Source organism: Streptomyces sp. Alt3, from assembly GCF_030719215.1.
In the GTDB taxonomy this organism is placed as follows: domain Bacteria; phylum Actinomycetota; class Actinomycetes; order Streptomycetales; family Streptomycetaceae; genus Streptomyces; species Streptomyces glycanivorans.
In genome coordinates this window covers 1,975,046-2,001,086 of sequence record NZ_CP120983.1, presented here as the reverse complement: position 1 = coordinate 2,001,086, position 26,041 = coordinate 1,975,046, and the positions used below count along the sequence as shown (strand labels likewise).

Genomic DNA, 26,041 nt, shown 5'->3' with positions numbered 1-26,041 from the left:
AGGTGCCCACGAATCGGCGTGAACTCCGGGGTGCCCGCCCTTTTGCGGGCCCGTCGCCGGTGGCACCATCTGTGGGATGTCCCCTTCCATCCAGGTCGGTCCGTACACCGTCATCGCGTTGGCCGACGGGGAGGGCCCCTTCTTCTCGTCCAGGTCGGAAGCGTTCCCCGGTGCCACCGGCGAGCAGTGGGCGGCGGCCGACCGGCTCGATCCCGGCGCGCTCGACACCGACGGGCGCTGGTGGCTCCAGTTCCGGGCGTTCGCGATCCGCAGCGACCAGGGTGTGACCCTGGTCGATGCGGGGATCGGCCCGGCCGACGGCCCGGCGGCCTCATGGGCGCCCGTACCCGGTGCGCTCCCGGCTTCACTGGCTGCCGCGGGTGTCGAACCGTCCGATGTGGACACTGTCGTGCTCACACACCTCCACACCGACCACGTGGGCTGGGCTGTCGTCGGCGAGCAGGCGCAGCCGTTCTTCCCGAACGCCGCATACGTGTTGCAGCAGGCTGAACTCGACGCGATCGAGCAGGTCAACCCGCAGCTGCGGTCCTCCGTGATCGATCCGCTCCGCAAGGCCGGTCAGCTACGGCTGCTCGACGGCGACACCCCGCTGCGCGGCGGCGAGCGCGTGGTCGCCACGCCCGGTCACACACCCGGCCACCAGAGCGTGCTCGTCGCGTCCGGGCGCGAGCGGGTCGCCGTCACCGGTGACCTGCTCGTGCACGCGATCCAGCTGCTCCACCCCGAAGTCGCCTACGCCCACGAGATGGACCCTGAGCGAGCAAGGGCATCGAGGCGACAGGTGCTCCACGGTCCGCCCGCCGGCACCCTCCACCTCGCGACCCCGCACCTGACCGAGCCGTTCATCACCCGCTGACCCGCTGACCCGCTGACCCGCCGGCCCGCCCGGCGGGGCCGGTTCGCCTCTCCCGCTCGCGGGGCGGTACCTCCGCGCATGTCCGGAATCCCGTATCCCGTGTCCAGAACTCCTGATTGTCGGCATGGCAAGCGGAATATAACCTTCTCTGAGTTAGGTGACCCTTAGTTGGTGCTCGCCGTGGACGGAGCTTTTCCGTGCACGGGCGAGTGTGCCGCCCGGCCGGTGAAGGCCGGACGGAGGGTGCCGCAGTCCCTGCCCCTCCGACCGTCCGGATCCATCGATGTTCACGAGCCCCTTCCGGCACGCGAGCCGCCCCGCGGCCGTCACCGCCGCGCCCGCAGCCGCCCTCAACGGGCACGACCTGCTGCTGCGGTACGGCGGCAAGCCGGTCGTCCACGGTGTCTCGATCGCCCTGGAACCCGGCCGCGCGACCGCCCTCGTGGGGCCGAACGGCAGCGGGAAGTCCACCCTGCTCCGGGCGCTCTCCCGGCTGCACCGGGTGGACGGCGGCAAGGTGACCCTCGGCGCCGCCGAAGGAGAGCCCGAGCGCGACGCGGCCCTGCTCAGCGCCCGCCAGTTCGCCCGTGAGGTCACCCTCTTCTCCCAGTCGAGGCCCGCGCCCCAGGGACTGACGGTCGCGGAGGTCGTCGCGTTCGGACGTCACCCCTACCGGCGCGGGTTCGCCGGACAGACCGCCGAGGACCGGACCGCGATCGACCACGCCATGGGCGTCACCGGTGTACGGGACATGGCCGGCAGGCCGGTCGGCGAACTCTCCGGCGGAGAGATGCAGCGCGTCTGGCTCGCCGCCTGCCTGGCCCAGGACACCGGTGTGGTCCTCCTGGACGAACCGACCAACCACCTCGACCTGCGCTACCAGATCGAGACGCTCGACCTGGTGCGCGACCTCGTCCAGGAGCACGGCATCGCGGTCGGCATCGTGCTGCACGACCTCGACCAGGCGTCCCGCGTCGCGGACACGCTGGTCCTCATGAGCTCCGGCCGCGTGCACGCGACGGGCGCACCCGTGGACGTCCTCACCGCCGAGAACATCGCCGAGGTCTACGACATCCGCGTCGAGGTCGGGGTAGATCCCCGCACCGGACGTCTCCGTATCGACCCGCTCGGCCGGCACCTCGCCTGAAGCAGCGCCGCTCCGGTGAGTCACGGCAGCGGCCACAGCCGCAACCTCAGTCCCCATCGAAACGCAAGAAAAGAAGAGGCCCCTTCATGAACCGTGCCCATCGCCTCGCGGCGTCAGCCTCCACAGGGCTCGCCCTCCTCGCCGCAACGGCCTGCGGTACGACCGACGTGGACAAGGCGGCTGCCGGCAGCACCGCCGACGCGGCACCCGCGTCGAAGAGCTGCGCCGACGACACCACGGCCACCTCCACGAAGCCGGTCTCCTTCACGGACGGCGTCGGCCGGCAGGTGAAGCTCGACAAGCCCGCCGAGCGGATCGCGGTCCTGGAGTGGCAGCAGGTCGAGGACGCGCTGACCCTGTGCGTCACCCCCACCGCGGTCTCCGACTCCAAGGGCTACAGCACCTGGGTCAGCGCGGAGAAGCTGCCCAGCGGGGTGACGGACATCGGCACCCGCGAGGAGCCCGACCTCGACACCCTCTACGCGGCCAAGCCCGACCTCATCGTCGTGGAGGCGTTCGACGCCGACGACGAGACCCTCGCGAAGCTGGAGAAGCGGGGCGTTCCCGTGATGGCCACGCGCGGTGCGAACCCGAAGGACCCGATCGGGAACATGCGGGAGGTGTTCAGCATGATCGGCGAGGCGACGGGCCGCACCGAGCGCGCCGACCAGGTGCTCGAGGAGTTCGACCAGCACCTCGCGACGGCGAAGAAGCAGGTCACCGACGCCGACCTGCCGACGAAGGACTTCCTGTTCTTCGACGGTTGGCTCCAGGGAGGCAACCTCACCGTCCGCCCCTACAGTGACGGCGCCCTGTTCACCGAGATAGGCAAGGAGCTCGGTATGAACCCCGCGTGGACCAACGACGTCAACAAGGAGCACGGCGACGGCGGCGTCGACCCCTCCTACGGCCTCGCGCAGACCGACGTCGAGGGACTCACTGCGGTGGGCGACGCCAACCTCTTCTACGCCAACGACGAGGGCGCAGGCGGCTACGTAGCCGCGCTGGCCAAGAACCCGATCTGGAAGACCCTCCCGGCCGTGAAGGAAGGGCGCGCGCACTCGTTCCCGGCACGGGTGTGGGGCGCCGGCGGTCCGCGCTCCACCGCGCAGGCGATCGACGCCTACGTCGACGTGCTCGACAAGAAGTGAGCGCACAGCAGATATCGGCACCCGGAGGGAAGCCGCTGCCGCGCACCGAGCGCGGCGGCGGCCCCACCGGGGTGTTCGTCCTCGTACTCCTCCTCGCCGCCACCGCCCTGGTGGGCATGTGGCACCTGACGCAGGGGACCTCGGGCGTCGGCGTCGGCGACCTGGTGCGCTACTTCGCCGGCGACCGGGAGAACACCGGCGGGGCGCCGGTCGGCGAGATCTTCACCGGCTCGCGCCTGCCGCGCCTGCTCGCGGGCATCGCGGTGGGCTTCGCCCTCGGCTGCGCCGGTGCGCTGCTCCAGTCGGTCACGCACAACGCGCTCGCCTCCCCCGACACCCTCGCGGTCACGGCGGGGGCCTACTTCACGCTCACGCTCGTCGCGGCCTTCGGCTTCGCCGTCCCGCTGTGGGCGTCGGGTGCCGTCGCCTTCGCCGGCGGCCTGGTCGCGGCCGCGCTCGTGCTGCTGCTCGCAGGCCGTGCGGCGGGCACCGCGGGCACACGCCTGATCCTCGCCGGATCGGCTACGGCGCTGGCCCTGGACGCCGCGACCGGGATGCTGCTCATCCTGTTCAACCAGAACACGACCGGCCTCTTCGCCTGGGGCAGCGGTTCGCTCGCCCAGCTGAACATCGACGCGTCCGTACGCGCCTTCCCCCTGGTGGCCGTGGTGCTGTGCCTCGCTCTGGCACTGTCCCGGCGGCTGGACGTGATGAACCTCGGCGACGACGCCGCGTCCACCCTCGGTGTGCCGATCCGGACCACCCGTGTGACCGCGCTCCTCTGCGCGGTACTCCTGACCAGCACCGCCGTGACCCTCGCCGGTCCGATCGCCTTCGTCGGACTCGGTGCCCCCGTCGTGGCCCGCCTGATCGCGGGACGGGTGCGCGCGTTGCGCCGGCACCTCTTCCTGGTCCCCGCGGCCGGGCTGCTCGGCGCGCTGCTCATCCTGCTCGCGGACGCCACCCTGCGCGCGATACAGGGTGCGGACGGTGCCGCCTCCATCCCCACCGGCGTGCCGACCGCGCTGCTCGGCGCCGTCGTGATCATCGTCCTCGCGATGCGCCTGCGTGACACGGGCCGGCTCCGTCAGCCACCCGCCGCGCGGGTAGCCGCGCGGTCCCGCCGCGCGTACCTCCTCGTCGTGTCCGTCACGGTGGTGCTGCTGGCCGGGGCGGTCGTCGTCGCGGTCCTGGCGGGAAGCCTCTGGCTGAAGACGGGTGACGTCGTGCTCTGGATCCAGGGCACGGCCCCCGACCTGATCGGCCAGGCCCTCGACGACCGGTTCCCGCGCGTCGTCGCGGCGGTCCTCGCCGGAGCGGCGCTCGGCCTGGCCGGATGCGTGGTGCAGAGCTCCGTACGCAACCCGCTGGCGGAGCCGGGAGTGCTCGGCATCACGGCGGGCGCCGGGCTGGGTGCGGCGAGCGTCGTCACGTCAGGCCTGTCCGGAGGACAACCGGTGCTCGTCGCGGTCGCGGTCGCGGCGGGGCTCGCCACATTCGGGCTGATCGCCCTGCTGGCCTGGCGTGGCGGCTTCCTGCCCGACCGGTTCGTCCTGATCGGCATCGGCTGCGGATACGGCCTCAGCTCCGTCACCACCTTCCTCCTGCTGCGCGCCGACCCGTACAACACGCCCCGGATCTTCACCTGGCTCTCCGGTACGACCTACGGCCGCACGCTGCCCGACGTCGTGCCGGTCGCGGTGGCCCTGGCGCTCGCGCTTCCCACGCTGCTAGCCATGCGCCGTCAGCTGGACCTGCTCGCCGTCGACGAGGACACCCCGCGCATCGTCGGCGTCAGGGTGGAACGCGCGCGCTTCGCCGCACTGGCGATCGCCGCGGTGCTCGCGGCGCTCAGCGTGATCGCCGTCGGCGTCGTCGGCTTCGTGGGGCTCGTCGCCCCGCACCTCGCCCGGTCGCTGGTGGGTGCCCGGCACGGCCGCGCGATCCCGGTCGCGATGCTGCTCGGCGGGCTCCTGGTCTGCGTGGCCGACGCCCTCGGCCGCACGCTCGTCGCACCTGCCCAGCTGCCGGCGGGACTCATGATCGCCCTGGTCGGCGCACCGTACTTCGTCTGGGTGCTCCGGAAGTCCCGCGCATGACACCGCCAGGCGGATCCCGCCCCCGTCCCCTCCCACCCGCATCATCCGCAAGGAGCACCGTCATGGCGGCCCCGCAGGAAACGCCCGTGAGAAGTGTCGTCGTCCCGTTCGTGCCCGGCACCACGCCGGCCCCGCTCAGGCGCCTCGGACACGACGAGGTGGTGGAACGCTGGCACGCCGTCGACCGGTCCGCCCAGGCTCCTCACATCGTGGCCGTCGCCGTCCGGGGCGACGAGGGCGAGGAGTGGACCGCTGCCGCGCTCGTGACGGCACGCCCGCAAACGGCCTATCTGAAGATCGTCGACGCCGTCGGCGACGTGCCGGCGGCAGTGGCGGCGGTCGTCGCACACGCACGTCGCCTGGACCTCGCCCAGGTCAAGTGGGAGGGGTGGACGGTGAGTCCGGAAGCCGCAGCCTCTGTTGGCTTCACGCCTCTGCATCCGCCGCTCGCGCAGTCGGCAGGCGCGGCAGGACCCGCCACCGGTTACGTCCGCTGGCTGGGCGACGCCGGGGTGACGGAGCCCCCGTACTACGGGCAGAGCACGCACTTCACCTGCGGCGCCGTCACCGCGCTGGTCGCACAGACGCAGGCGGGGGTGATGGAGCGGGAGGCGCTCGACCGCCGGGCGGAGCTGACGTTCTGGCGCGACGCGACCAACTTCCCCGCGTGCGAGCCCGTCGGACTGGGTGTCGCCGTGCGCAGGGCGTGGCCCTCGTCCCCCGTCGAGGTCCACCTCGACACGGACCTGCCCGTCATGCTCGGCCACCTCTCCGAGAGCGAGCAGGAGTGGCGTGCCTATCTCCAGCGCATGTCGCGTACGGACGCCGAGGGGATCGGCGTCCCGGTGGACCCCCGCCCCCTGAGCGTGGCCGCGATCCGCGAAGCGATCGGCCGGGGGGAGCACGTGCTGCTCCTGGTCTCGCTCGCCGGCATGCAGGGGTTCGAGGTCCCGCACTGGGTGCTCTGCCACGGCACCGCACCCGGCGCCGTCGTGATCGAGGACCCCTGGGCCAACGCGGCGACGGGGGACACCTGGGTCGACGCCCACCTGCTGCCGGTCGCCGACGCGTCGCTCGACACGATGTCGGCCATCTCGCCGGACGGCTTCCACGGCGCCGTGACCATCGGCCGCCCGGAACGGGGCGAGGCATCCGACACCGGACCGGCGGGCGGGTAGGCCCTCGGGAGCGCTCCGCGGATTCCGGCGGTGCCGTTCGCCCGTGCGGGGCCGTCCAGGTGACCGCACACGGCTTCGGGGACGTGAGTCCGGGCGCGGTGAACCGGATCCTCCTATGCTGGAACCGCAGGGTGGGGCCGGGATCGAGGCGGTGGCGCATGAGGGAACCGCAGATCGACTACGCGGCGGTCTTCCACGCCCTCCCCGGCATGGTCGCTCTGCTCACCCCCGATCTCCTGTACGCCGACGCGAACGAGGATTTCCTCCGCCTGGCCGGGCGGAGCCGCGAGCAGTTGCTGGGCCGCTACATCTTCGACGTGTTCCCCGAGAACCCCAACGACCCGGCCGCAGCCGGAATGCGGGAGACCCGGGCGTCCATGCTGCGCGTGCTGGAGACCGGCGAGCGCGACACCATGGCGCTCGTCCGCTACGACATCGAGGACCGCGAGCGACCCGGCCACTGGGCGGAACACTTCTGGAGCCCGGTCAACGCGCCGGTGACCGACGCGGACGGGCATGTGCTGTTGATCGTGCACCGGGTGGAGGAGGTCACCGAACTCATCCGTGCCCGCGGCGCGTCCGACAGCGGCAGGACCCGCGTGCTGGAGGCCGAGCTCTACACCCGCGCCCGTGAACTCCAGGACATCAACGAACGTCTCCGCAGGGCTCATGCGCGCGATCGTGAGGTCGCCCTGGCCCTGCAGGAGGCGATGCTCCCCGCCCCCTCGCCTGTCGGGCACCACCGCGCCGCCGTCCGCTACCAGCCCGCCGCCAGCAGCTTGAACGTGTGTGGTGACTGGTACGACCTGGTCGACCTGCCGGGGGACCGCATCGCGGTGGCCGTCGGCGATGTCGTCGGTCACGGCCTGAAAGCGGCCTGCGTGATGGGGCAGCTGCGCAGCGCACTGAGTGCGGCGGCCCGTGTCGCCGACGGCCCCGCCCGCGCCCTGGAGGCCCTCGGGCTGTATGCCCGCCATGTCGACGGCGCCGAGTCGTCCACCGTGGTGAAGACGTTCATCGACTGGGCCGCACACACGATCGTGTACAGCAGCGCGGGTCATCCTCCACCGGTTCTTCTCCACCCCGACGGCACCGTGACCCTTCTCGACCGGGCGACCGACCCGCCGCTCGGCGCCCGGCCCGAACACGTCCCTCGCCCTGAGGCCACCACGCCCTTCGTCGAGGGCGAAACCCTGGTCCTGTACACCGACGGTTTGATCGAGCGCCGTCACGAGGACATCGACCTGGGTCTGGCCCGGCTGTCGGACGCCCTCGTCCGCCACGGGCGGACAGGCCCCGAGGAACTGGCGGACGCGCTGCTGGCCGACCTCCTGCCACCCGCCGGCAACACCGACGACGTCGCCCTGGTGATCATCCGGCTGTGACCCGCCGGGTCTGCCGGGTCTGCCGGGTCTGCCGGGTCTGCCGGGTCCGCCGGATCCGCCGGGTCCGCCGCAGGCGACCCCGGGCGCCTGGTCACGGCGCCCGGGGCTCGCGTCACATCGTCGGAGCCTGCTGGATGAAGGTGTCCAGCACCCCGTCGGCCACCTTGATGGTGCCCTGCGGCCGGGTGGTGCCCGGGATGGTGGTGTACGCGGCCGCCTGCTTCGCCAGATCCGCCGCCTCGGCGAAGTCCGCCTGTCCGCTCCCCGAGTGCAGCCGGGCCCGCAGGCCGTCCAGGGTGGCGTCCAGTGAGCCGCCCCACGCGTCGAGGGAGTCCAGCCACGGCTTCGTCTGCGCCAGGAAGGCCGGGTCCCGGACACCGGCGCGGATCTGCTCGGGAGCCCCTGCCAGCACGTCGGCGTAGGCGCCGAGCTCACGCAGCGCGGCCTGCCGTCGGGCACGGGATCCGCTGTCCCACGCCTCGGTGAAGTCCGCCAGTCGCGCCGCCAGTTCGGGGGCCTGCGGCTGCCAGTCCGTGTCGCCGAAGGTCGGCGCGAGGTGCTGGGTGTCGAAGAAGGCCAGGAGCGCCCGGGTGGTGGCGGGGTCACCGCCGGCCAGGTAGCCGGCCGCCGCGCGCCAGGTGCGATCGGGGTCGTAGTCCTCGTCGTTCCAGGCGAACGACGCCCCTCCGAAGAGGGCGACCTTGCTGGCGGCCGCCTGGTTCATCGGGTTGAGCACGATGCCGCTCAGGGCCTTGTGCAGCCCGGCCTCACGCTTGTCGTACGGGGCCATCAGCAGTCGGCCGGTCGTCTGCCCGTAGTCGTTGACCGGGTAGTTGTCCCAGAGGAACACCTTGCGTCCCCACACCGCGGAGGCGGCCTCGGCGTCCGCCACGCTGATCGACGGGGGAACGACGTCCGTGCCCGTCCACTGCACGACCACCTTCGGGTCCAACTGTTCGCGCAGCACGGACTTGTAGGCGGAGTCCGCCGTGTCGGAGTACTCCGTGGGCACGAACTGGAGCGGGGCGGCATCCGGGCGGGCGTCGATGAAGTCGTGCTGCACGGAGTTGAGCAGGTCGGCCTGGGCCTGCCCCGCGCTGCCCCTGCCCGGAGCGCCGTACTTCTCCTGGTCGGCCTCACAGTTCCACTTGGTGTAGCTGATGTCGTCCAGCGCCACGTAGAAGCTGCGGGCCCCCTGGTCGTAGAGGGTGCCCAGCTTCGTCTTGAGGGCGCTCACGTCACCGGGATCGCTGTAGCAGACGGACAGACCGGGGGAGAGGGCGTAGGTGAAGTCGACGTGGTGGGCGGTGGCCTGGTCGATCAGCTCACGCAGGTCGGCCAGTTTGTCGGCCGGATAAGGGTCGCGCCACTCGTCCCTGAGGTAGGCGTCGTCCTTCGGTGTGTAGATGTAGGTGTTGGCCTTGATGTCGCCGTAGAAGGCGAGCTGGTCGAGCCGGTCGGCGTGCGACCAGGGCGCGCCGTAGAAACCCTCGATGCTGCCGCGCAGGGGCATGGCCGGGTGATCGGTGATCGAGACGGACGCCACGGTGCGCTTCCCGGTCACCAACTGCCGCAGTGTCTGGGCGGCGTAGTAGACACCGTCGCCGTCGTTGCCGGCGAGCACGATGCTGTTGCCGCGGGAGGCGAGGGAGTAGCCCTCCGCGACCAGGGTGCCGGGCACGGTGCCGCCGGCGGCACGCAGGGCGGCGGCCACCGCGCGGTCCTTGACGGAACCGGCCACGACGGTGAGTTTTGCTCCGTGCGACGGCGCCGTCACGGCTGCGGAGGCCGGGACCGTCTCGATGTGACGGGCACCGGCCGAGGTCAGTGCCTTCCTGATGACGTCGGCGCTCGCGGCGTCCACGTCGTCGCCGAGGACGAACCGCACGCGGTCGGGAACACGGAGGTCCCGTCCCGTCGATTCCATGTGCTGCGGAGTGGGCGTGACGACTGGCGTGGCCGCGGACGTGGTGGGCGCCGGCGCGGTGGCCGGCCCTCCGGCCGCCCACGCGGGGGCGGAGAGCGTACCCAGGGCGAGCAGGGCCGCGGCGCCGAGAAGGGGGAGCCGGGGGACACGGGGCGGACAGTACGGATGGCTGTCAGACATACGGATCACTGCACCTCCACGTAAGTGGACCACCACATTCAGGTGGAGTGGTCTAAACCACCACTCGGCGGCGTCGGTGTCAAGATCCCGCCCTCGGAAATAGGGAACCGGCGGGACCGAGGCAGCCGGAAACCCCCCGACCCCATCGGCCGGTGACCGGCCCGGAGGAAACGCGGCCGGCCCGCACACGGCGGGCCGGCCGGGGCACGACAGGGCGTCAGGTCGACCAGAGGACGTTGCCGTTCTCCGTGACGACCACCTTGCCGTCCGCTCGCAGGACGAGCTGGGCTCCCGGGTGGTCGTGCGTCTTGGAGGCCCAGATCGCCCGGTCGTCGCCGTTGTGGATGACGAGGTTGCCGTCGGGCTGGAAGATCGCCCGGTGGTTCTGGCCGAACGTCATCGCAGCCCAGATCGGCTTGCCGTGTTCGTTGAGGACCACGAGGTTGCCGTCGGTCTGCATGACCATCTTGATGCGGTTCGTCGTCCAGGCCTGGTTGACCTGGATGACACTGGGAGCCGAGATGACCACCGTGCTCCACTCCGGCTTCGGCGAGGGCTTGGGCTTCGGCTTCGCCTTGGCCTTCGGCTTCGTCGCGGAAGGGCTGGGTGTCGGCTCCGGCGCGGGAACCACGGGGGCCGCGGCCTTCGGCTCGACCGGCTTCGGCTTCTCCTTGGTCGGGGAGGGGCTGGGCTTCCCGGCCACGTAGTCGTCGAGCGCGGCGGGGGCGGAGTTCGGGTTGAGGACGGTGTCCGCGCCCCCCGCCACCGGCCGCATCGGTGTCTCGTCCCCACCCTTGTCGTTGGCGCTTCCGACCAGCAGCAGGGGTATGGCCACGAGGGCCGCGCCGAGGAAGGCGGCACCCGCCAGGACCGGCGTACGGGGGCGGCCGGCGTGGACGCCGGTGGCGGTCGTGGTGCCGGGCGCCGTCACGGCTGCCGTCGTGACGCCGACACCCTCCTCGGACGCCTCGGGTGCCGCGGCCTTGGCGGCCGGCGGAGGGGTGGCCGCGGTGTCCCCGGCCGGCGTGGCGCCGGACTCCGCCTCGGGTGCGGCCGCGAGGGCCGGCGCCCCCTCGGCCGGTGCCGGTTCCGGTGACGCGGGCCGGGAGCCGGCCGCCTCCGCGTCGGGGGTGGCGGCCACTGTCGTGTTCGCGCCGGGGGTGGGGGGCTGGGAGGACATGCGGTTACTCCTTCTCGGTGGCGGAGCTGTCAGTGGCAGTGGTGGGGCCGGAGGAACACCTGCGAGCCCTCGACGCACGGGCTGACGTCCCGTCGGGGAACCGGGACGCACCGGTTCTCGCCGTCGGATGCCGGCTGACCCGGCGCGCGGCCACCGGTCCGACGCCCCCTCCGAGCTGTGAGGCAGTGCCGTGGAGTCCCGGTCCGGGCGTCCGGACCGTGAGGCGCCGCACGTCGAAGAGGCCGATGGCGTACACAACGTAGCCGTTCGGGGCGAGAAGGACCGCGCCCTCACCCCGGGGCTTCCCGTCACTTTGTCCTCTTCCTGCTCACTGCTCCTGGAAAGTTCTCCGCCCGGGCGGGAAACGGGCGCGTCGGAGGCCCAAACGGACCCGGTCCGAACTCCCATGGGCCGGGCCCGTATGACATCCTGTTGGCTCCCCGATCTGATCAATGCCGGCGTGCGCGCGTGGCGTTTCGACAGCCGAGAATTCGTACAGACCCAAGAGTTCAGGTGGAGATGCGGCCCGGAGAGCGACAAGAGGGCGCGAGCGGCGCCTCGTTCGTCATGCCCGAAGCCCCGGATCCGGCCGCCGGACCGGGGCCGGGGGTCGGTGAGGACACCGTCGAAGCCGACACCTCCGGAATACCCGAAGCAGTGAGGGCCGCGGCCCGCCGCGCTCCGGGACACTGGGTCGGGGTGGTGGACCCGGAATGGACCGAGGAACGCACGCCGGCCGAGTGGGCGGTGCTGGGGGAGTGGCAGTCGGACGCGAGCGGCAGTGTGGGCGAGTACCGCGCCAACCCGGCGTACCGGCCCTCGGCGCGGGTGCTCGGATGGCCGGAGCCCACCGATCCGGTGGACGCCGCGGCGCAGCGGGCCGCCACCGGCTACGGGTCGGTGGAAGAGGCTCTCGCGGTGCTCGCCGAGGCGGAGATCACCGTCGTGCGCGGACCGGACGGCGGGCCGCTGACGGCAGCCGGACGGGACGGGGCGCCGGTGGTCCTGTTGTTCACCTCGCCCGCACACGAGTTCATGTCGTCGGCACTTCACCATGACAGGCTGCCGGTACGGGAACTTGCCCGCTCACTGAAGGATTCCGGCACCTTGCTGATGGTCAACGCGGGAGCCGCGGCCCCCTTGCTCGTCCCGGCGGAGAGCCTCCCCGGCCCCGCGCGCGTCGCGGGCGACGCCTGGGCGCCCGCCACGGAGTACGGCTCCGCCGCCTCAGGTACCGCGGATCACCTCGGGACCGCCACGGCGGAACCGGCCGCGGACCGGACCGTCAGCTCATCCGACCAACTGCCCCCCACCACAGGGAGGACCCCGTGACGAGTTCGCCCCAGCACCCCCCAGCCTCCCCGAAGGCACGCGCCGAGTCCGGCGCCTCCGGCGGCGAGGAGTCGGCCGCCGGCACCGCGCCCACCGCCCCAGCCGCACCCACGTCCGGATCCGCAGGGCCGACGACCGGGGCGGACGCCGGGAAGGCCGGTACGCGGACCACGGAGGCCGAAAAGGCTTCCGGAGACGCCGAGAAGGCTTCGGAAGAGGCCGCGAAGGAGCCCGGCGAGACGGGCAGGGAACCCGCAGGACCCACGGCGGGCACGACGGCCGGCCCCGAAGCCGGCGCCCGGTCCGATTCCGAGTCCGAGGCCGACCACGGCGGCACCGCCGCCGCGCAGAGCCGGCTGCCCGCACTCGTGCGGACCATGACCGCGACCGCGATCGGCAGGCCGGAGCACGAGGCCGGCCCCGTGGGCAGGCCCGGCAAGGCGGTACTGGCCGGGGCGGCGGTGGCGGGGGCGCTGCTCGTGTCGGTGCCCTTCCTGATACTCGTCGGGAACGACGACAAGGGCCCCGAGCGGACGTCGGTCGCCGCCGCGGGGACCGTGCTCGACGGGAGCGGCCCGGAGGCACCCGGTGACTTCGCGGTGACCCCCGCCGAGACCACCTCACCGGCCGCGGAGAAGACGAAGGCCGCCGACGAGCCGGCGAAGGAGAAGCCGGTGGAGAAGGCCCCGGTGCCGGAGAAGGCGAAGGACGTGCCGAAGAAGGCCGCCGAACCGGAGGAGCAGCCGAAGAAGGAGAGCACGGAGAAGAAGTCCGACGGCGCCAAGAAGCAGCCCGCGAAGGCCGCCGCTCCGGCCGTCACGCTCAGTGGGCCCGTCTCCTTCCGCAGCCATCTCTCGGGCCGCTGCATCGACGTACCGGGCCATGACTTCAGCGACGGCAAGGCGCTGCACGTGTGGGACTGCAACGGCGCCCCCGCGCAGAAGTGGCAGTTCGCCTCCGACGGCACCATCCGCATCAAGGGTCTGTGCCTGGACGTGGCCAACGCGAACTTCAGCGACGGCACCCCCATCCAGATCGCCTGGTGCAACGGCAACGCCGCCCAGAAGTTCGCTCTGAACGGCGCCCACGATCTGGTCAACACCGTCGTCGGCATGTGCGTCGACATCGCGGGCGCCAACCGGAACAGCGGGGCGGCGCTGCAGCTGTTGCACTGTTCGGGCAACCCCGCCCAGAAATGGAGCACCTGACCGCAGCTCCTCGATGCCGGGAGCACCCCTCCCGGAACCCGTACCCGCCGGGGACGAGGCATGATGGCATCGTCGGCTCGCCGGCACGCGTCCCCGGCGAAATCGGGGAGTCCGCAGAAGACGCCGCCGTAGCAAGGAGGTTGGTGCGTGTCGCGCCAGGTACTGTCGGTCGGCCCCGCCGACCGCTTTTCGACGATCGGTGAAGCGCTTGCCGCAGCCCGTACCGGGGCGCTCATCAGCGTCCGGCCCGGGACGTACGCCGAGAACCTGGTGATCCACACCAGGGTCACCCTCACCGCCGCCGAGGGGCGGGGCACGGTGGAGATCAGGCCGCGTTCGGGCAGCGTGATCGCATTGCGCGCCGATGCCGTGATGCTCTCCGAACTGACCCTGCGGGGTGGCGACGCCGAGCTGCCGGCGGTGGACGTACGGCGCGGGCAGGCCGCGTTCGACGGCTGCGAGATCATCGGCGCCGCATGGACCGCGATGCTGGCCGGCGGAACCGGCTCCCTCGCGCTGCGGAACTGCCGTGTGAGCAACCCGCAGGGCGCGGGCATCGTCGTGACCTCGACCACCCCCACCACCGTCGAGTCCTGCACGCTCGAACACCTGGGCACCAGCGGCCTGGTCCTCGCCGAGCAGGGCGAGGCCCGCATGCGGGACTGCACGGTGCGTGATGCCCGCGGCAACGGCCTGCTCGCCAACGGTGAGACCCGTGGCAACGTGGAGGACTGCGACATCTCCTCCACCGACAAGCCCTCCATAGCCCTGGAAGGGAACTGCTCCGTCTCGGTGGTCCGCACCGTGGTGCACGACACCAGCACGGGTGTGCACCTGAGCAGCTCGGGCCGTACGACCCTGGAGGACGTCCGCGTCACCGGGGCCTCCGGAAACGGGATCGCGCTGGCCGGGGGCACCGACCCGGTGCTGCGGCGCTGCCGCGTCTCACGCGCACGCGGCCACGGGGTGCTGGTCACCGACCGGTCCCGCGGCACCTTCGAGGACTGCTGGGTGGACGGCGCGCAGGGCGCGGCGCTGCGGGTCGCCGGGGCCGCCTCCCCGGCACTGACCGGCCTGACGGTCCGCGACTGCGACGGACCCGGACTGCTCCTGGAGGAGGACTCGGCACCGGAACTCGACCGCCTCGAGGTGATCGGCGGCACGCCCGCGGTCGCGGTCGTCGGAGGTGCCAACCCGTTGCTGCGCAGGGCCAGGCTGGTGGAGCCCTCCGGTGACGGCATCGCGTTGACCAAGGACGCCCGCGGCCGCGCCGAGGACTGCGAGATCGTCCGTCCGAAGGGCGCCGGTGTGCGCGTGGCCTCCGGCAGCACCCTCTACCTGGCCGGTGGCGGGGTCTCCGACCCCGCCACCAACGGGCTGGTGGTCGAGGACGGCGGCAACGTCACCGTCCGCGACTTCCGCGTCGAGACAGCCGGCGAGGAGGCCGTCGTGGTCGCCGCGGGCGGCGAACTGACGGCCAACCGCACCGCCGCGCACGCCCCCAAGGGGCATGGCTACCTGATCCGTGAGGGCGCGCTCGCCTCGCTCAGCGGATGTGAGGCCACCGGCGGATCCCAGGACGGCTTCCGGGTGGAGTCCACCGCGCCGGTCTCGCTCGTCAACTGCCACGCACGGGAGAACGAGGGCGGCGGTCTGGTGCAGACCGTGCCCGGCGAACGTCTCGCGGTGGACAACCTGAACAGCGTGAGCAACGGCAAACGGGACGCCTGGGGCACCGGCAGCGCCGAGAACACCGACCCGGCCGGCTCCGGCGCCGCGGACGCGCCCGCGCCGGACCGTGCGGACGGCCCGCTCGGCGCCCTCAACGCGCTGATCGGACTGGAGAACGTCAAGCAGCAGGTGCGGACCCTGGTCAACCTCACCCAGCTCGCCCAGCGCCGTGAACAACTGGGCATGTCGGCGCCGCCGATGAGCAGACATCTCATCTTCGCCGGTCCGCCCGGCACCGGAAAGACGACCGTCGCCCGCCTCTTCGGTGCGATCCTGGCCGAGCTGGGCTCGCTGCGCAGCGGGCACCTGGTGGAGGTCTCGCGCGCCGACCTCGTCGCCCAGGTCGTCGGCGGTACCGCGATCAAGACCACGGAGACCTTCCAGCGGGCCCTCGGCGGCGTCCTGTTCGTCGACGAGGCGTACACGCTCGCCTCCGACAGCGGCAACGGTGGCGCCGACTTCGGCCGTGAGGCCGTGGACACCCTGCTGAAGCTGATGGAGGACCACCGCGACGACGTGGTGGTGGTCGCGGCCGGCTATTCCCGCGAGATGGACTCCTTCCTCGCCTCCAACCCGGGTCTGGCCTCCCGTTTCTCGAGGACCGTCGAATTCGAGAACTACTCCGTGCCCGACCTGGTCGCGATCATGGAGAGCATGTGCACCCAGCACCAGTACGAGCTGGGCGAGGGCACCGCCGCCGCTCTGGCCGCGCACTTCGAGGCGATGCCACGGGACGCCGGCTTCGGCAACGGCCGTGCCGCACGAGGGGTGTTCGAGGAGATGGTGGACAGACAGGCGGTCCGGCTCGCCGAGCAGCAGCAGGTCAGTGAGCACGATCTGCGGCTCCTGCTGCCGGAAGACGTCTCCGCCACCGCCGCGTCGGCGGCCACCGGCACCGCCGTTCCGGACGACGACCCGCTGACCCGTCTCGGCGACATGATCGGCCTCGCCGAGGTGAAGCGCGAGGTCGCCGACCTGGTCAACCTCATCACCACGGCCCGCCACCGTGCGGCTGCCGGGCTGCCGGTACCCTCGCTCAGCAACCACCTGGTGTTCACGGGCCCTCCGGGTACCGGCAAGACAACCGTCGCCCGCCTCTACGGGGAGGTCCTGACCCAGCTCGGAGTGCTCGACCGGGGCCAGCTGGTCGAGGCGGCCCGCGCCGATCTGGTCGGCCGCTACATCGGCCACACCGCGCAGCTCACCCGCGAGGTCTTCGAACGGGCCCGTGGCGGTGTCCTGTTCATCGACGAGGCGTACACCCTCACCCCGCGCGGCGGCGGCGCCGACTTCGGCCAGGAGGCCGTGGACACCCTGCTGAAGCTGATGGAGGACCACCGCGACGAGGTGGTGGTCATCGTCGCCGGCTACACCGACGAGATGGAACGCTTCCTCGGCTCCAACCCGGGCCTCTCCTCCCGCTTCCCGCGACGGATCGCGTTCGCCGACTACTCCTCCGAGGAACTGGTCACGATCGTGCGGACCCAGGCTTCGAACATGGGCTACGAGTGCGGGCCCGGCACCGGTCCCCTGCTCAAGGAGTACTTCGACGCGATACCGCGGGACCGTTCCTTCGGAAACGCCCGGCTGGCCCGCCAGGTGGTCGAGTCCATGGTCACCCGTCAGGCGGGCCGGCTCAGTTCGCTGGCCGCGCCCACCCTGGACGACCTGCGTGTACTCCTCCCCGCCGACGTCACCGCCGTTGCCCCGAAGGTGGCACCCCGATGAAGCCTCCGGGGAACGGGGCGGCCCGCCTGCTGTCCGGGGCCGGCCTCGCCGCCGCCCTGCTGCTGCCCACCGCCCTTCCGGCGCAGGCCGCACCCCCTTCGCGCGTCCCCGCGGCCGACGGGAAGAAGGGCCAGGAACTTCCCGGCATGCCCTCCGCTCTCGACCCCGAGGCCGACGAGGTGGTCTGCACCCCGGCCTCCCGTGAGACGGCGAAGAAGCAGGACTGGTCGCGCCAGCGCCTCGACCTGGACCGGCTGCACCAGCACAGCACGGGTGCCGGGGTGACCGTCGCGCTGATCGGCACCGGTGTCGCCCCCGGCGCGGCCGGTCTCAAGGGCCGGGTCACCGCCGACGGTGAGGCCGCCGACGACTGCGTCGGAAGCGGCACGTTCCTGGCCGGCCTGATCGCCGGGACCGGTGGGGACAGCCCTCGGCTGGCCGGGGTGTCACCGGAGGCGAAGATCCTGGCCCTGCGCGGCACCGACCGACGTGGCAAGGCGAGCGCGGACCTGGTGGTGGACGCGCTGCGTGCGGCGACCGGGGCCCGTGCCGAAGTGATCGCGGTGGCGGTGGCTCTGCCGCGGCAGGACGCGGCGCTGAGCAGCGCGGTCGCGGAGGCCCGCCGTTCGGGCGCCGTCGTGGTCGCGGCGGCCGCCCCTGACCCGCCGTCCCGGGGCGGGTCCGACGAGATCCCGGCCCGCACGTACTGGCCGGCCGGGGAGCCCGGCGTCCTCTCGGTCGCCGACATGCTTCCCGGCGGCGTCCGTCCGGACGGCTCCCTGCCCACCTACGGCGTCGATCTGGCCGCCCCGGGGGCCGGGGTGGTCTCCGGCGGCCCGCGGGGCACGGGCCACTACCTCGGCGGCGGCGTCCCGGTGGCCACCGCCTACGCCGCGGGAGCCGTCGCGGCCGTCCGCGCCGCCCACCCCGACGACTCGCCCGAGGACGTCGTCCGCCGTCTGACGGCCACCGCCTACCCCGCCGACATCCCCCAGCTGGACGCCTACGCCGCCGTCACCTCCGTCCTCGGTGAGCCTGCCGGGTCCGACGGGCCCGGGGACAAGGCCGGAGCGGAACCCGTGACCGTCCGCGACACCGCCGCGACGGACCGCGCCACCGGCCGGGCCACCCTCTTCGTCCTGCTCGGCTCAGCGGCCGTCCTCGCCGTCCTCTGGGCCGGTTTCGCCCTGTCCCGGGCCCGCGCCCGGGGGTGGCGCCCGGCGGGAGCGGCCGGAACGACGTCCGACTGATTGATCCGTGGCATGACGACGACACCCTCCCGAGGCCGACCTCGGGAGGGTGTCGTCGTCGTGCGTCCTGTCAGTCCTGGCTCCGGCTCTCCTCGATCAGCGCCGTCTGCATGAGACGCGGCCGGCGGCGGGCGATGTGGAGGGCCCGGCCGGGCGGGAGGTTGAGGGGCTTCGCGTCGCCGAAGAGACGGCCCTCGGTGGGCGGGCAGGAGAGCAGGACCGCGGGGTTGTTGGCCTCGTCGAGGCGGCGGATGAGCCCGTCGCTGAGGCCACGGCCGGCACCCATGGCACTGCGGGCGACGACCAGGTGCAGACCCATCTCGAAGCCCAGGGTCAGATTCTCGAAGAGCGGTTCGAAGGGGCTCTGGAAGGAGTTTCCGGAGACCATGTCGTAGTCGTCGACCAGGACGAACAGGCGGGGACCGGTCCACCAGTCGCACCTGCGCATCCGGGCGGGCGCGATGTCGGCGCCCGGGACACGGGACTTCATCGCGCGGGCCGCGCCCTCGATCGTCTCCTTGAGGTTGTCCAAGGAGATCACGTGCCCGATGCGGTACTCCTCGGGAATGGCGTCGACCAGGGTGCGGCGGTAGTCCACCGCGATGATCTTCGCCTCCTCCGGGGTGTAGCGGGTGGTGATGTTCCTGGTGATGCCGCGCAGCAGGTTGGTCTTGCCGCTCTCCGTGTCACCGACCACGATCAGGTGCGGTGTACGGCTGAAGTCGTGCCAGACCGGTTCCAGCGCGTCCTGGTCGATGCCCAGCGGGATACGCATGCCCCCGCCCTCGGTGGCCTCGGGCTCCGGGAGATCGGATACCGGGAGCCTGTGCGGCAGCATCCGGACCTGAGGCGCGGGTGCGCCCGTCCAGTGCCGGGAGATCTCCGCGACCAGGTGCGTGACCCCGTCGCCGAGGTCGTCCAGGGAGCCGCTTCCGTCCAGCCGGGGCAGCCCGGCGAGGAAGTGCATCTTGCTGTCCGCGGTGATGCCGCGTCCACCGCTGCGCGGCACCGAGCGGGCCTTGCGGGTGTCGATCTCGGAGTCCATCGGGTCACCCATCCGCAGTTCGAGGCGGGTGGCCGCCTGGTCACGGACCTGGGCCGACAGCTCCACCCAGCGCGTGGTGGTGATGATCAGGTGGATGCCGTAGTTGAGCCCCCGGGCGGCGAGTTCGTTGAACTTCGGGATCAGGTCGTCGTAGTCCTGACGGACCGTGGACCAGCCGTCGACCACCATGAACACGTCGCCGAACGGCTCGTCGGGGAACTCCCCGGCGGCCCGGCGGCGACGGTAGGACTGCATGGAGTCGAGCGTGTGGTCCACGAAGAACTGCTCGCGGCGGGCGAGGAGCGTCATCACCTCGGCGACGGTACGGTGCACCCGCTCCGGGTTGAGCCGTGCCGCGACCCCGCCGACGTGCGGAAGGGCGGCGAGCTGCGAGAGACCGCCACCGCCGAAGTCGAGGCAGTAGAACTGGATCTCGGCGGGTGTGTGGGTGAGGGCCAGGGCGGCGATGAGCGTGCGGGCGAGTGTGGACTTGCCGCTCTGCGAACCGCCCGCGACGGCGACGTGCCCGCCGGCTCCGGAGAGGTCCACGACCAGCGGGTCGCGGCGCTGCTCGAAGGGCTTGTCCACGAGGCCGACCGGGACCCGCAGCCGTCCGGTGCCGGACCACCCGGCGGCGCTGAGGCCGCGCTCCGGGTCGGGGGCGATGCCGGGCAGCAGGACGTCCAGCGGGGAGGGCTCGTCCAGCGGCGGCAGCCACACCCGGTGGGCGGCGGGGCCGGAACCGCGCAGCCGGTCGAGGGCCACGTCGAGCAGGGCCTCCTCCTCGCCCGTCTCCTCGGCCTCCGGCTCCGGCTCGGTGGCCGGGTCCAAGGTGCGCGGCACCACCCAGCCGCTGGTCCACGGCACCACCTGGCTGGCCACCCGGGCCTGGACGACCGCACCGGTGCGGCGCCCGTACGTCCCGGACGAGTAGGCGGCGCGGAACCGTGTGAGGGCCTCCACCCCGGACTTCAGGTAGCCGCTGCCCGGCTGGGCAGGCAGCTCGTAGGCGTCCGGGACGCCGAGTACGCCGCGGCTCTCCATGGCGGAGAAGGTACGCAGACCGATGCGGTACGACAGGTGGCTCTCGAGCTGGTGCATGCGGCCCTCGTCCAGGCGCTGCGAGGCCAGCAGCAGATGCACCCCGAGGGAGCGGCCGAGCCGGCCGATCATCACGAACAGGTCCATGAACTCCCGGTGCGCGGACAGCAGCTCACTGAACTCGTCGACCACCACGAAGAGACTGGGCAGCGGGGTGAGGTCCGTCCCCCCGGCGCGGGCGCGCTCGTACTCCAGGGCGGAGGTGTAGTTGCCGGCGGAGCGCAGCAGCTCCTGACGCCGGATCAGTTCGCCGTGCAGGGCGTCCTGCATACGCTCGACCAGGGCGACCTCGTCGGCGAGGTTGGTGATGACGGCGGAGGTGTGCGGGAGTTCCTCCAGCCCGAGGAAGGTGGCTCCACCCTTGAAGTCGACCAGGATGAAGTTGAGGGTCTCGGAGGAGTTGGTCAGGGCGAGCCCCAGGACGAGCGTGCGCAGGAGTTCGCTCTTGCCGGAGCCGGTGGCTCCGATGAGCATGCCGTGCGGGCCCATGCCGCCCTGCGCGGACTCCTTGATGTCGAGGTCCACGGGGCGGCCGTCCACGCCGACCGCGATCGGTACCCGAAGCCGTGCGGAGCCCGTGTGACGGTTGAAGAGGGTCTGCGGGTCGTGCCGGTGCAGGTCGGGGATGCCGAGCAGCGTGGTCAGCTCCACGTCCGTGTCCATCGGCTGCGCGATGTCGGTGCCCAGGCTCATCCGGCGGGGGGTGATCAGCCGGGCCAGCGACTCCGCGCCGAGGAGGCCGAGCCGGTCGGGCCGGCCGAGCGGCACCGAGCGCTCCTTGCGGCTGCGGTCGGTGCGCACCAGGCTCACCTGGTCGGAGCCCACGGTCAGCCTCAGGGTGTTGCGGCCGGGGCGCCAGCGCAGCGACCCGGATATGTCGAGGGCCAGGGCGTTGCGGTAGCCGTGTCCCTCCCAGCGGTGGCCCTCGGGCACGGAGACGCCGTCCAGGACGACGATCGTGTAGGGCTCGTCGCGGCCGGGGCGCGCTTCCGGGTCGAAGCCGGGGCGTTCGGCGAACTCGGCACCCAGGAGGTCGTCGAGTTCGGTGACGTCGGCGGTGATCCGGCGGGCCTGTCCGGCGCCGTCCTCCTCGTACGGGTCCAGCGTGTGCGGGAGCCACTTGGCCCATTCCCAGTCGGGCCGCCGCTCGTCGCTGACGCAGAAGGCGATCCACAGCTCCTCGGGCGCGTGGAACACCGCCAACTGGCCGAGCATGGCGCGCACCAGGGCACGCACCGCTTCCCCGCCGGGGCCCTCGCCCGCCTCCCCGGACGGGGTGCCGCCCGGCCCGGAGGCTTCCTGGTCGGGCGCCTCCTCGGGGCGCAGCAGGACCCGGGCCGACGAACGCAGGTAGAGGCCGAGGGGCTGCCCGGGGATGGTGGAGTAGGCGCGGACGAAGCGGCGCAGGGCGTGCGCGCAGAGGGGTTCGAGGTCCTCGACCGGCCGGGTGGAGACCGGGTTCAGGGTGAGTGCGAGCTGCTGCTCGCCGACCGCGAGACGGATCTCGCCGAAGTCCTCGTCGGCCGGGCGCCGCTCCCACAGTCGCGAGGTGCGGGCCAGTGAGCGAAGCGACGCGGGCTCCGGGTGGCGCCAGGCGAGCGCCCGCTGCTGCTCCGTGATGGTGGCGCGGACCCGCTTGCGGATCTGGGCCAGGTACCGCAGGTAGTCGCGGCGTTCACCCTTCAGGCGCTGCTTGCGCTCACTGGAGCGCCGCATCAGCTGACCCAGCAGCATGGCACCGGCGGAGAGCGCCATGACGCCCATCGCCAGGTACATGAAGACGCCGTTCCCGCCGCCGGGGCGCAGGAACATCAGCATCATCGAGACCGACATCAGCGCCATCGGCAGATAGGTCCAGATCGCCGAGGTGTCGGGCACCGTCTCGGCGAGGACCGGCGGCTCCTGGAGGGTCAATTGCCCTTCGGGCATCTCCGGCCCGCGCCTGCGGGCCGGGCGACGAAACAGCACGACACTCAAGGGAACAGAACCTCCGGTTCACTGAACTCTCCGGCCCGCACCGGAATTCCGGCGCACCCGGCGGTGGAAAGGGCCGCACCGCACCGATTCTCCGGGCCCCACGCGACGCGCGGTGAACGCCGGATGAATGTTTCGAGCGGATGGCCGGGCGCGGGCAACTTCCGTGATGGCCAACCACATACCGGATAAATGGAGTCCGGTCCGCAGCGCGACCCTGTGGTCGTAGGCAGTAGTGTGCATTCACGGAACACGACCTGTCCACGCGGGAGTGGTCGTCGCCGGGGTCCGCGGAGGCACATTCCGCGCCCGGCCCCCCGGTTCGCGGCCGCGCGGACCTTCCGTACTGTTCGCACATCCCCCCTCGCGGGGAAGTCCTCCTGTCAAAGCCTTTCGGAAGACGAGAGTTCAGCTGATGACCGACAGCGCGGTGGCCGAATCGTGCCGCCTGACCGTACGTGCACCGAGCGTCAGCATCGATCTGGCGGTGCCCGCCGACGTACCGGTCGCCGATCTGCTGCCCACACTGCTGCGTTACGTCGGCGAGGAGGCCGAGGAGGCCGGACTCGACCACGCCGGCTGGGTGCTCCAACGACTGGGTGACGCCCCGCTCGACGAGGAGACCACCCTGGCGCGGGCCGGGCTGGCCGACGGCGCCGTGCTCTACCTGCGCCCGCACACCGAGGCGCTGCCCGAGGCACGGCTCGACGACCTGGTGGACGGTATCGCCGAGACCGTGGGAAGGCGCCTGCGCACGTGGTCTCCCGGAGCGGCGCGTGGCCTGCTCGTCGGTACCGCGGTGGCGACCGTGGCGACCGCCCTCATGCTGGTCTTCTGGCCGGGGGTGACGACCAGCTCCGGTGGTTCCCGGGCGGCCTGCGCGGCGCTGGTCGGTCTGCTCCTGCTCGCGGAGCCGGCTCCGCCAGCCGGGCGGTCGGCGACCGCGCCTCCGCCGTCGCGCTCGCCCTGCTGGTCGCACCCTGCCTCGCGCTGGTCGGCTGGGTGCTGCCCGGCGGGGACCTGACCGGCCCCGACGCGGAGCAGGTCGCAGGCGCCCGGCTCCTGGCCGCGGGTGCCGCGGGCGCGGGAGGCGCGGTCCTCGCACTGGCCGCCACCGCGGTCGGCGCCCCTGCCCTGCTGGCCACCGCGATGGTCGCGGTGGCCACGGCGATCGCCGGGGTTCTGATGGGGTACACGGGCCTGGACGTGCCGGCCGCGGTGGCGCTGGTCGCCACGGTGATCGTCCTCGCAGCCGGGGCGGTCGCACCGTTCGCCTTCAAACTGGCCGGGATGCGGATGCCGGCGCTGCCGTCCACCGCCGGCCAGCTCCAGGAGGGCATCGACCCCTACATCGGTGACGAGGTCGCCGAGCGCACCGAACTTGCCGGACGCTGGGTCACCGCACTCTTCGCCGGTACCGGCACCATCGCCGCGGCAGCCCTGGTGGTCCTCGCCGAGAAGCCGGACCTGCCCGAGGTGCTGACCGGACTCGCGCTGAGCCTCCTGCTGCTCCTCCACAGCCGGGGTCTGGTGCACATCGGCCAGCGGCTGACCCTGGCGCTGCCGGGGGCCCTGGGGCTGCTGCTGATGGCCAGGGCCTGGGCGTTCGACAGCGGAGCCGACGGCCGGGTGGTGGTCTTCGGCGTGCTGCTCGCCGCAGCGGCGGGACTCGTCGTCGCCTCCTGGACGCTGCCCGGCCGCCGGGTCCTGCCGTACTGGGGCCGTGCCGCGGAGCTGGCGCACACCGGCCTCGCCGTCGCGCTGCTGCCGTTCACCCTGTGGGTGGCGGGACTCTTCGGCTGGCTGCGCGGCCTGTTCGGCTGACGACGCCAGTCGGACGCCGTCACACGAGAACGAGTTGAGGAGAGGCTGTGCAGTCCAAGCGCGACCAGGTACACGCCCACGGATTCATGATGGGCAGGCTCAGCTCGGGCCTGCTGACGGCCGACCCGGACGCCCCGGAGAGCCCGCTCGGACGCACCACCCGGGGCGTGGTCTTCGGCGTGCTGGTGACGGTCCTGATCGGAGCGGGCGCCACCGTGTACGGGTTGCTGCGCCCCGGTGGCAACGACGGCTGGCGTGACGCGAGGAACCTGGTGGTCAACCGGGACACCGGAGCCCGCTACCTGTGGACCGGCACCGACGGCGTGCTGCACCCGGTGCGCAACTACGCCTCGGCACGCCTGATCGGCGGCTCGGACCTCCCGACCGTGGACGTCGCCACCGCGTCGCTGCGGGACATCCCCGTGGGGTCCCCGGCCGGCATACCCGGAGCGCCGGACGGCCTGCCCGGACCGGGACAACTCGACGAGGGCGCCTGGCACATGTGCGTCACCGGGCCGGGAGGAGCCCTGGCCAGCACCTCGGGTGCCGCAGGGGGAACCGGGGTGGAGAAGCCCGGAGCCACGACCGTGGTCGCCGGGGCGCCCCTGGACTCCCGCGGTGTCGGTGCCGACCGCGGGGTTCTCGTACGCGGCCCGGACCGTACCGAGTACCTTGTGTGGCGCGGCAGCAGGCTGGCGCTGGACCGCGCCTCCGACGCCCGTACCGCTCTCGGGTACGGCTCCGAGCAGGCCATGCCGGTCTCGGCGGCCTTCCTCGACGCCTTGGCTCCCGGGCCCGCCCTGAAGCCCCCCGAGGTCGAGGGACGCGGCGCCGAAGGACCCGAGCTCGGCGGTGAGGCCAGCCGGACGGGTCAGCTGTTCAAGGTCAGCGTGCCCGGCGGAGGCAGCACGTACCACCTGCTGCGGAAGGACGGCCTGGTGCCGCTGACCCGGCTCGGCGCCGCGCTCGTGCTGGGCGACCCGGCGACCCAGAAGGACGCCTACGAGGGGCAGTCGCCCGAGGTGCGTGCGCTCGGTGCCGACGCGCTGCGCGAGCACAGGGCCGAGGGCTCGGGCACGGCCGGATCCGCGGAGCTGCCCGAGACGCCGCCGACCCCGCAGTCGGCGCCGCGCGGCACCGCGCTGTGCGCGCAGGTGGACGGCGACAACGGCGGCGCGCGGATCAAGTCGGTGCTGGTACCGCTCGCCGAGCTCGCCCCGGTCGCCGTCTCGGAGGGAACCGCGCAGCCGCTCGAGGCGGCCTGTGTGAGGACGGACGTCACGGTGGTGCGTCCCGGTCACGGGGCGCTCGTCCGCGCCCTGCACGCGAGTGGCGCCGCGCACGCCGGCACCACCTACCTGGTGGCGGAGAACGGTGTGAAGTACCGGGTTTCGGCCAAGGACTCCCTGGCGGCGCTCGGCTACGCCGAGAAGGACATCAGCTCGGTCCCCGCACCCATGCTGGCAGCCCTCCCGACCGGCGCCGACCTCGATCCGGCAGCCGCGTCCGGTGCCGCGCAGCCCAAGGTCACGGCTCCGCGGTGCGGTGCCGAAGACCCGGAGGAGCAGGGCGGCGAGAGGGCCGAGAAGGGCGAAGCGGAGCGGGTGGGCCAGGCTGCCGGCGAGGGTGCGGCCAGGGCGGCCGGCTCCACGTCCTGACACCCGGCAACCCGTTACTGAGGCTTCGGAGAATGAGACGCCGAGGGCAGTTGTGACTTTATGCTG

General features: G+C 72.5%; 14 protein-coding genes and 1 pseudogene. 12 read left to right on the top strand and 3 right to left on the bottom strand.

Annotation, left to right across the window (positions count from 1 at the left end; translation table 11 throughout):
* Window positions 1–76: 76 nt before the first annotated feature.
* The 6 genes from P8A20_RS08435 (at window position 77) to P8A20_RS08410 (ending at window position 7,837) form a co-directional block, all read left to right on the top strand.
* Window positions 77–877, top strand: coding sequence for an MBL fold metallo-hydrolase (locus P8A20_RS08435; protein WP_306103251.1), 801 nt, complete (start codon window positions 77–79; stop codon window positions 875–877).
* A 283-nt stretch (window positions 878–1,160) separates the two neighbouring features.
* Complete coding sequence (locus P8A20_RS08430) at window positions 1,161–2,024, top strand: ABC transporter ATP-binding protein (protein WP_147961243.1); 864 nt, start codon at window positions 1,161–1,163, stop codon at window positions 2,022–2,024.
* Between the two features lie 86 nt (window positions 2,025–2,110).
* The gene (locus P8A20_RS08425; protein ID WP_147961244.1) at window positions 2,111–3,175 is read left to right on the top strand and encodes an iron-siderophore ABC transporter substrate-binding protein; all 1,065 of its coding nucleotides are present in this window, start codon (window positions 2,111–2,113) and stop codon (window positions 3,173–3,175) included.
* Window positions 3,172–5,274, top strand: a complete 2,103-nt coding sequence (locus tag P8A20_RS08420; protein WP_147961245.1) for an iron ABC transporter permease — start codon at window positions 3,172–3,174, stop codon at window positions 5,272–5,274. The genes P8A20_RS08425 and P8A20_RS08420 overlap by 4 nt, the downstream gene beginning before the upstream one ends.
* A gap of 62 nt (window positions 5,275–5,336) precedes the next feature.
* On the top strand, window positions 5,337–6,452 hold the full coding sequence (locus P8A20_RS08415) for a peptidase C39 family protein (RefSeq protein WP_147961246.1): 1,116 nt from the start codon (window positions 5,337–5,339) through the stop codon (window positions 6,450–6,452).
* Window positions 6,453–6,610: 158 nt separating this feature from the next.
* Entirely contained in the window at window positions 6,611–7,837 is a 1,227-nt protein-coding gene (locus P8A20_RS08410; RefSeq protein ID WP_147961247.1) for a PP2C family protein-serine/threonine phosphatase, read from the top strand.
* A 112-nt stretch (window positions 7,838–7,949) separates the two neighbouring features.
* Here P8A20_RS08410 and P8A20_RS08405 read toward each other — a convergent pair whose 3' ends face one another.
* On the bottom strand, window positions 7,950–9,944 hold the full coding sequence (locus tag P8A20_RS08405) for a glycoside hydrolase family 84 protein (RefSeq protein WP_306103250.1): 1,995 nt from the start codon (window positions 9,942–9,944) through the stop codon (window positions 7,950–7,952).
* A 217-nt stretch (window positions 9,945–10,161) separates the two neighbouring features.
* Window positions 10,162–11,124 carry a mannose-binding protein gene (locus P8A20_RS08400; RefSeq protein ID WP_306103249.1) on the bottom strand — a complete coding sequence of 321 codons (963 nt, stop codon included), beginning with the start codon at window positions 11,122–11,124 and terminating at the stop codon, window positions 10,162–10,164.
* Between the two features lie 519 nt (window positions 11,125–11,643).
* On the opposite strand from P8A20_RS08400, the gene P8A20_RS08395 reads away from it, so the two are divergent.
* The 4 genes from P8A20_RS08395 (at window position 11,644) to P8A20_RS08380 (ending at window position 18,373) form a co-directional block, all read left to right on the top strand.
* On the top strand, window positions 11,644–12,456 hold the full coding sequence (locus tag P8A20_RS08395) for a type VII secretion system-associated protein (RefSeq protein ID WP_306105133.1): 813 nt from the start codon (window positions 11,644–11,646) through the stop codon (window positions 12,454–12,456).
* Entirely contained in the window at window positions 12,453–13,664 is a 1,212-nt protein-coding gene (locus tag P8A20_RS08390; RefSeq protein ID WP_306103248.1) for a ricin-type beta-trefoil lectin domain protein, read from the top strand. Before P8A20_RS08395 ends, P8A20_RS08390 begins: the two co-directional genes overlap by 4 nt.
* Before the next feature lie 147 nt (window positions 13,665–13,811).
* Window positions 13,812–17,123 carry a right-handed parallel beta-helix repeat-containing protein gene (locus P8A20_RS08385; protein WP_306103247.1) on the top strand — a complete coding sequence of 1,104 codons (3,312 nt, stop codon included), beginning with the start codon at window positions 13,812–13,814 and terminating at the stop codon, window positions 17,121–17,123.
* A complete protein-coding gene (locus tag P8A20_RS08380) occupies window positions 17,120–18,373 on the top strand; it encodes a S8 family serine peptidase (RefSeq protein ID WP_147961253.1) in 1,254 nt (417 codons plus the stop codon). The genes P8A20_RS08385 and P8A20_RS08380 overlap by 4 nt, the downstream gene beginning before the upstream one ends.
* 70 nt (window positions 18,374–18,443) lie before the next feature.
* Here the strand turns inward: P8A20_RS08380 and eccCa are convergent, their stop codons facing one another.
* A complete protein-coding gene (gene eccCa, locus P8A20_RS08375) occupies window positions 18,444–22,448 on the bottom strand; it encodes a type VII secretion protein EccCa (RefSeq protein ID WP_147961261.1) in 4,005 nt (1,334 codons plus the stop codon).
* A 460-nt stretch (window positions 22,449–22,908) separates the two neighbouring features.
* Here eccCa and eccD point away from each other — a divergent pair.
* Together eccD and eccB are read left to right on the top strand one after the other, a co-directional pair.
* A pseudogene (eccD, locus tag P8A20_RS08370) lies at window positions 22,909–24,317 on the top strand (type VII secretion integral membrane protein EccD).
* A 47-nt stretch (window positions 24,318–24,364) separates the two neighbouring features.
* On the top strand, window positions 24,365–25,975 hold the full coding sequence (gene eccB, locus P8A20_RS08365; RefSeq protein ID WP_147961255.1) for a type VII secretion protein EccB: 1,611 nt from the start codon (window positions 24,365–24,367) through the stop codon (window positions 25,973–25,975).
* Window positions 25,976–26,041: the final 66 nt, after the last annotated feature.

Bases quoted from the DNA above. Each gene is read 5' to 3' on its own strand.
- P8A20_RS08430 (WP_147961243.1), top strand. From the start codon at position 1,161: ATGTTCACGAGCCCCTTCCGGCACGCGAGCCGCCCCGCGGCCGTCACC.
- P8A20_RS08400 (WP_306103249.1), bottom strand. From the start codon at position 11,124: ATGTCCTCCCAGCCCCCCACCCCCGGCGCGAACACGACAGTGGCCGCC.
- P8A20_RS08405 (WP_306103250.1), bottom strand. From the start codon at position 9,944: ATGTCTGACAGCCATCCGTACTGTCCGCCCCGTGTCCCCCGGCTCCCC.
- P8A20_RS08410 (WP_147961247.1), top strand. From the start codon at position 6,611: ATGAGGGAACCGCAGATCGACTACGCGGCGGTCTTCCACGCCCTCCCC.
- P8A20_RS08395 (WP_306105133.1), top strand. From the start codon at position 11,644: ATGCGGCCCGGAGAGCGACAAGAGGGCGCGAGCGGCGCCTCGTTCGTC.
- eccCa (WP_147961261.1), bottom strand. From the start codon at position 22,448: ATGCCCGAAGGGCAATTGACCCTCCAGGAGCCGCCGGTCCTCGCCGAG.
- P8A20_RS08435 (WP_306103251.1), top strand. From the start codon at position 77: ATGTCCCCTTCCATCCAGGTCGGTCCGTACACCGTCATCGCGTTGGCC.
- P8A20_RS08415 (WP_147961246.1), top strand. From the start codon at position 5,337: ATGGCGGCCCCGCAGGAAACGCCCGTGAGAAGTGTCGTCGTCCCGTTC.
- P8A20_RS08380 (WP_147961253.1), top strand. From the start codon at position 17,120: ATGAAGCCTCCGGGGAACGGGGCGGCCCGCCTGCTGTCCGGGGCCGGC.
- P8A20_RS08425 (WP_147961244.1), top strand. From the start codon at position 2,111: ATGAACCGTGCCCATCGCCTCGCGGCGTCAGCCTCCACAGGGCTCGCC.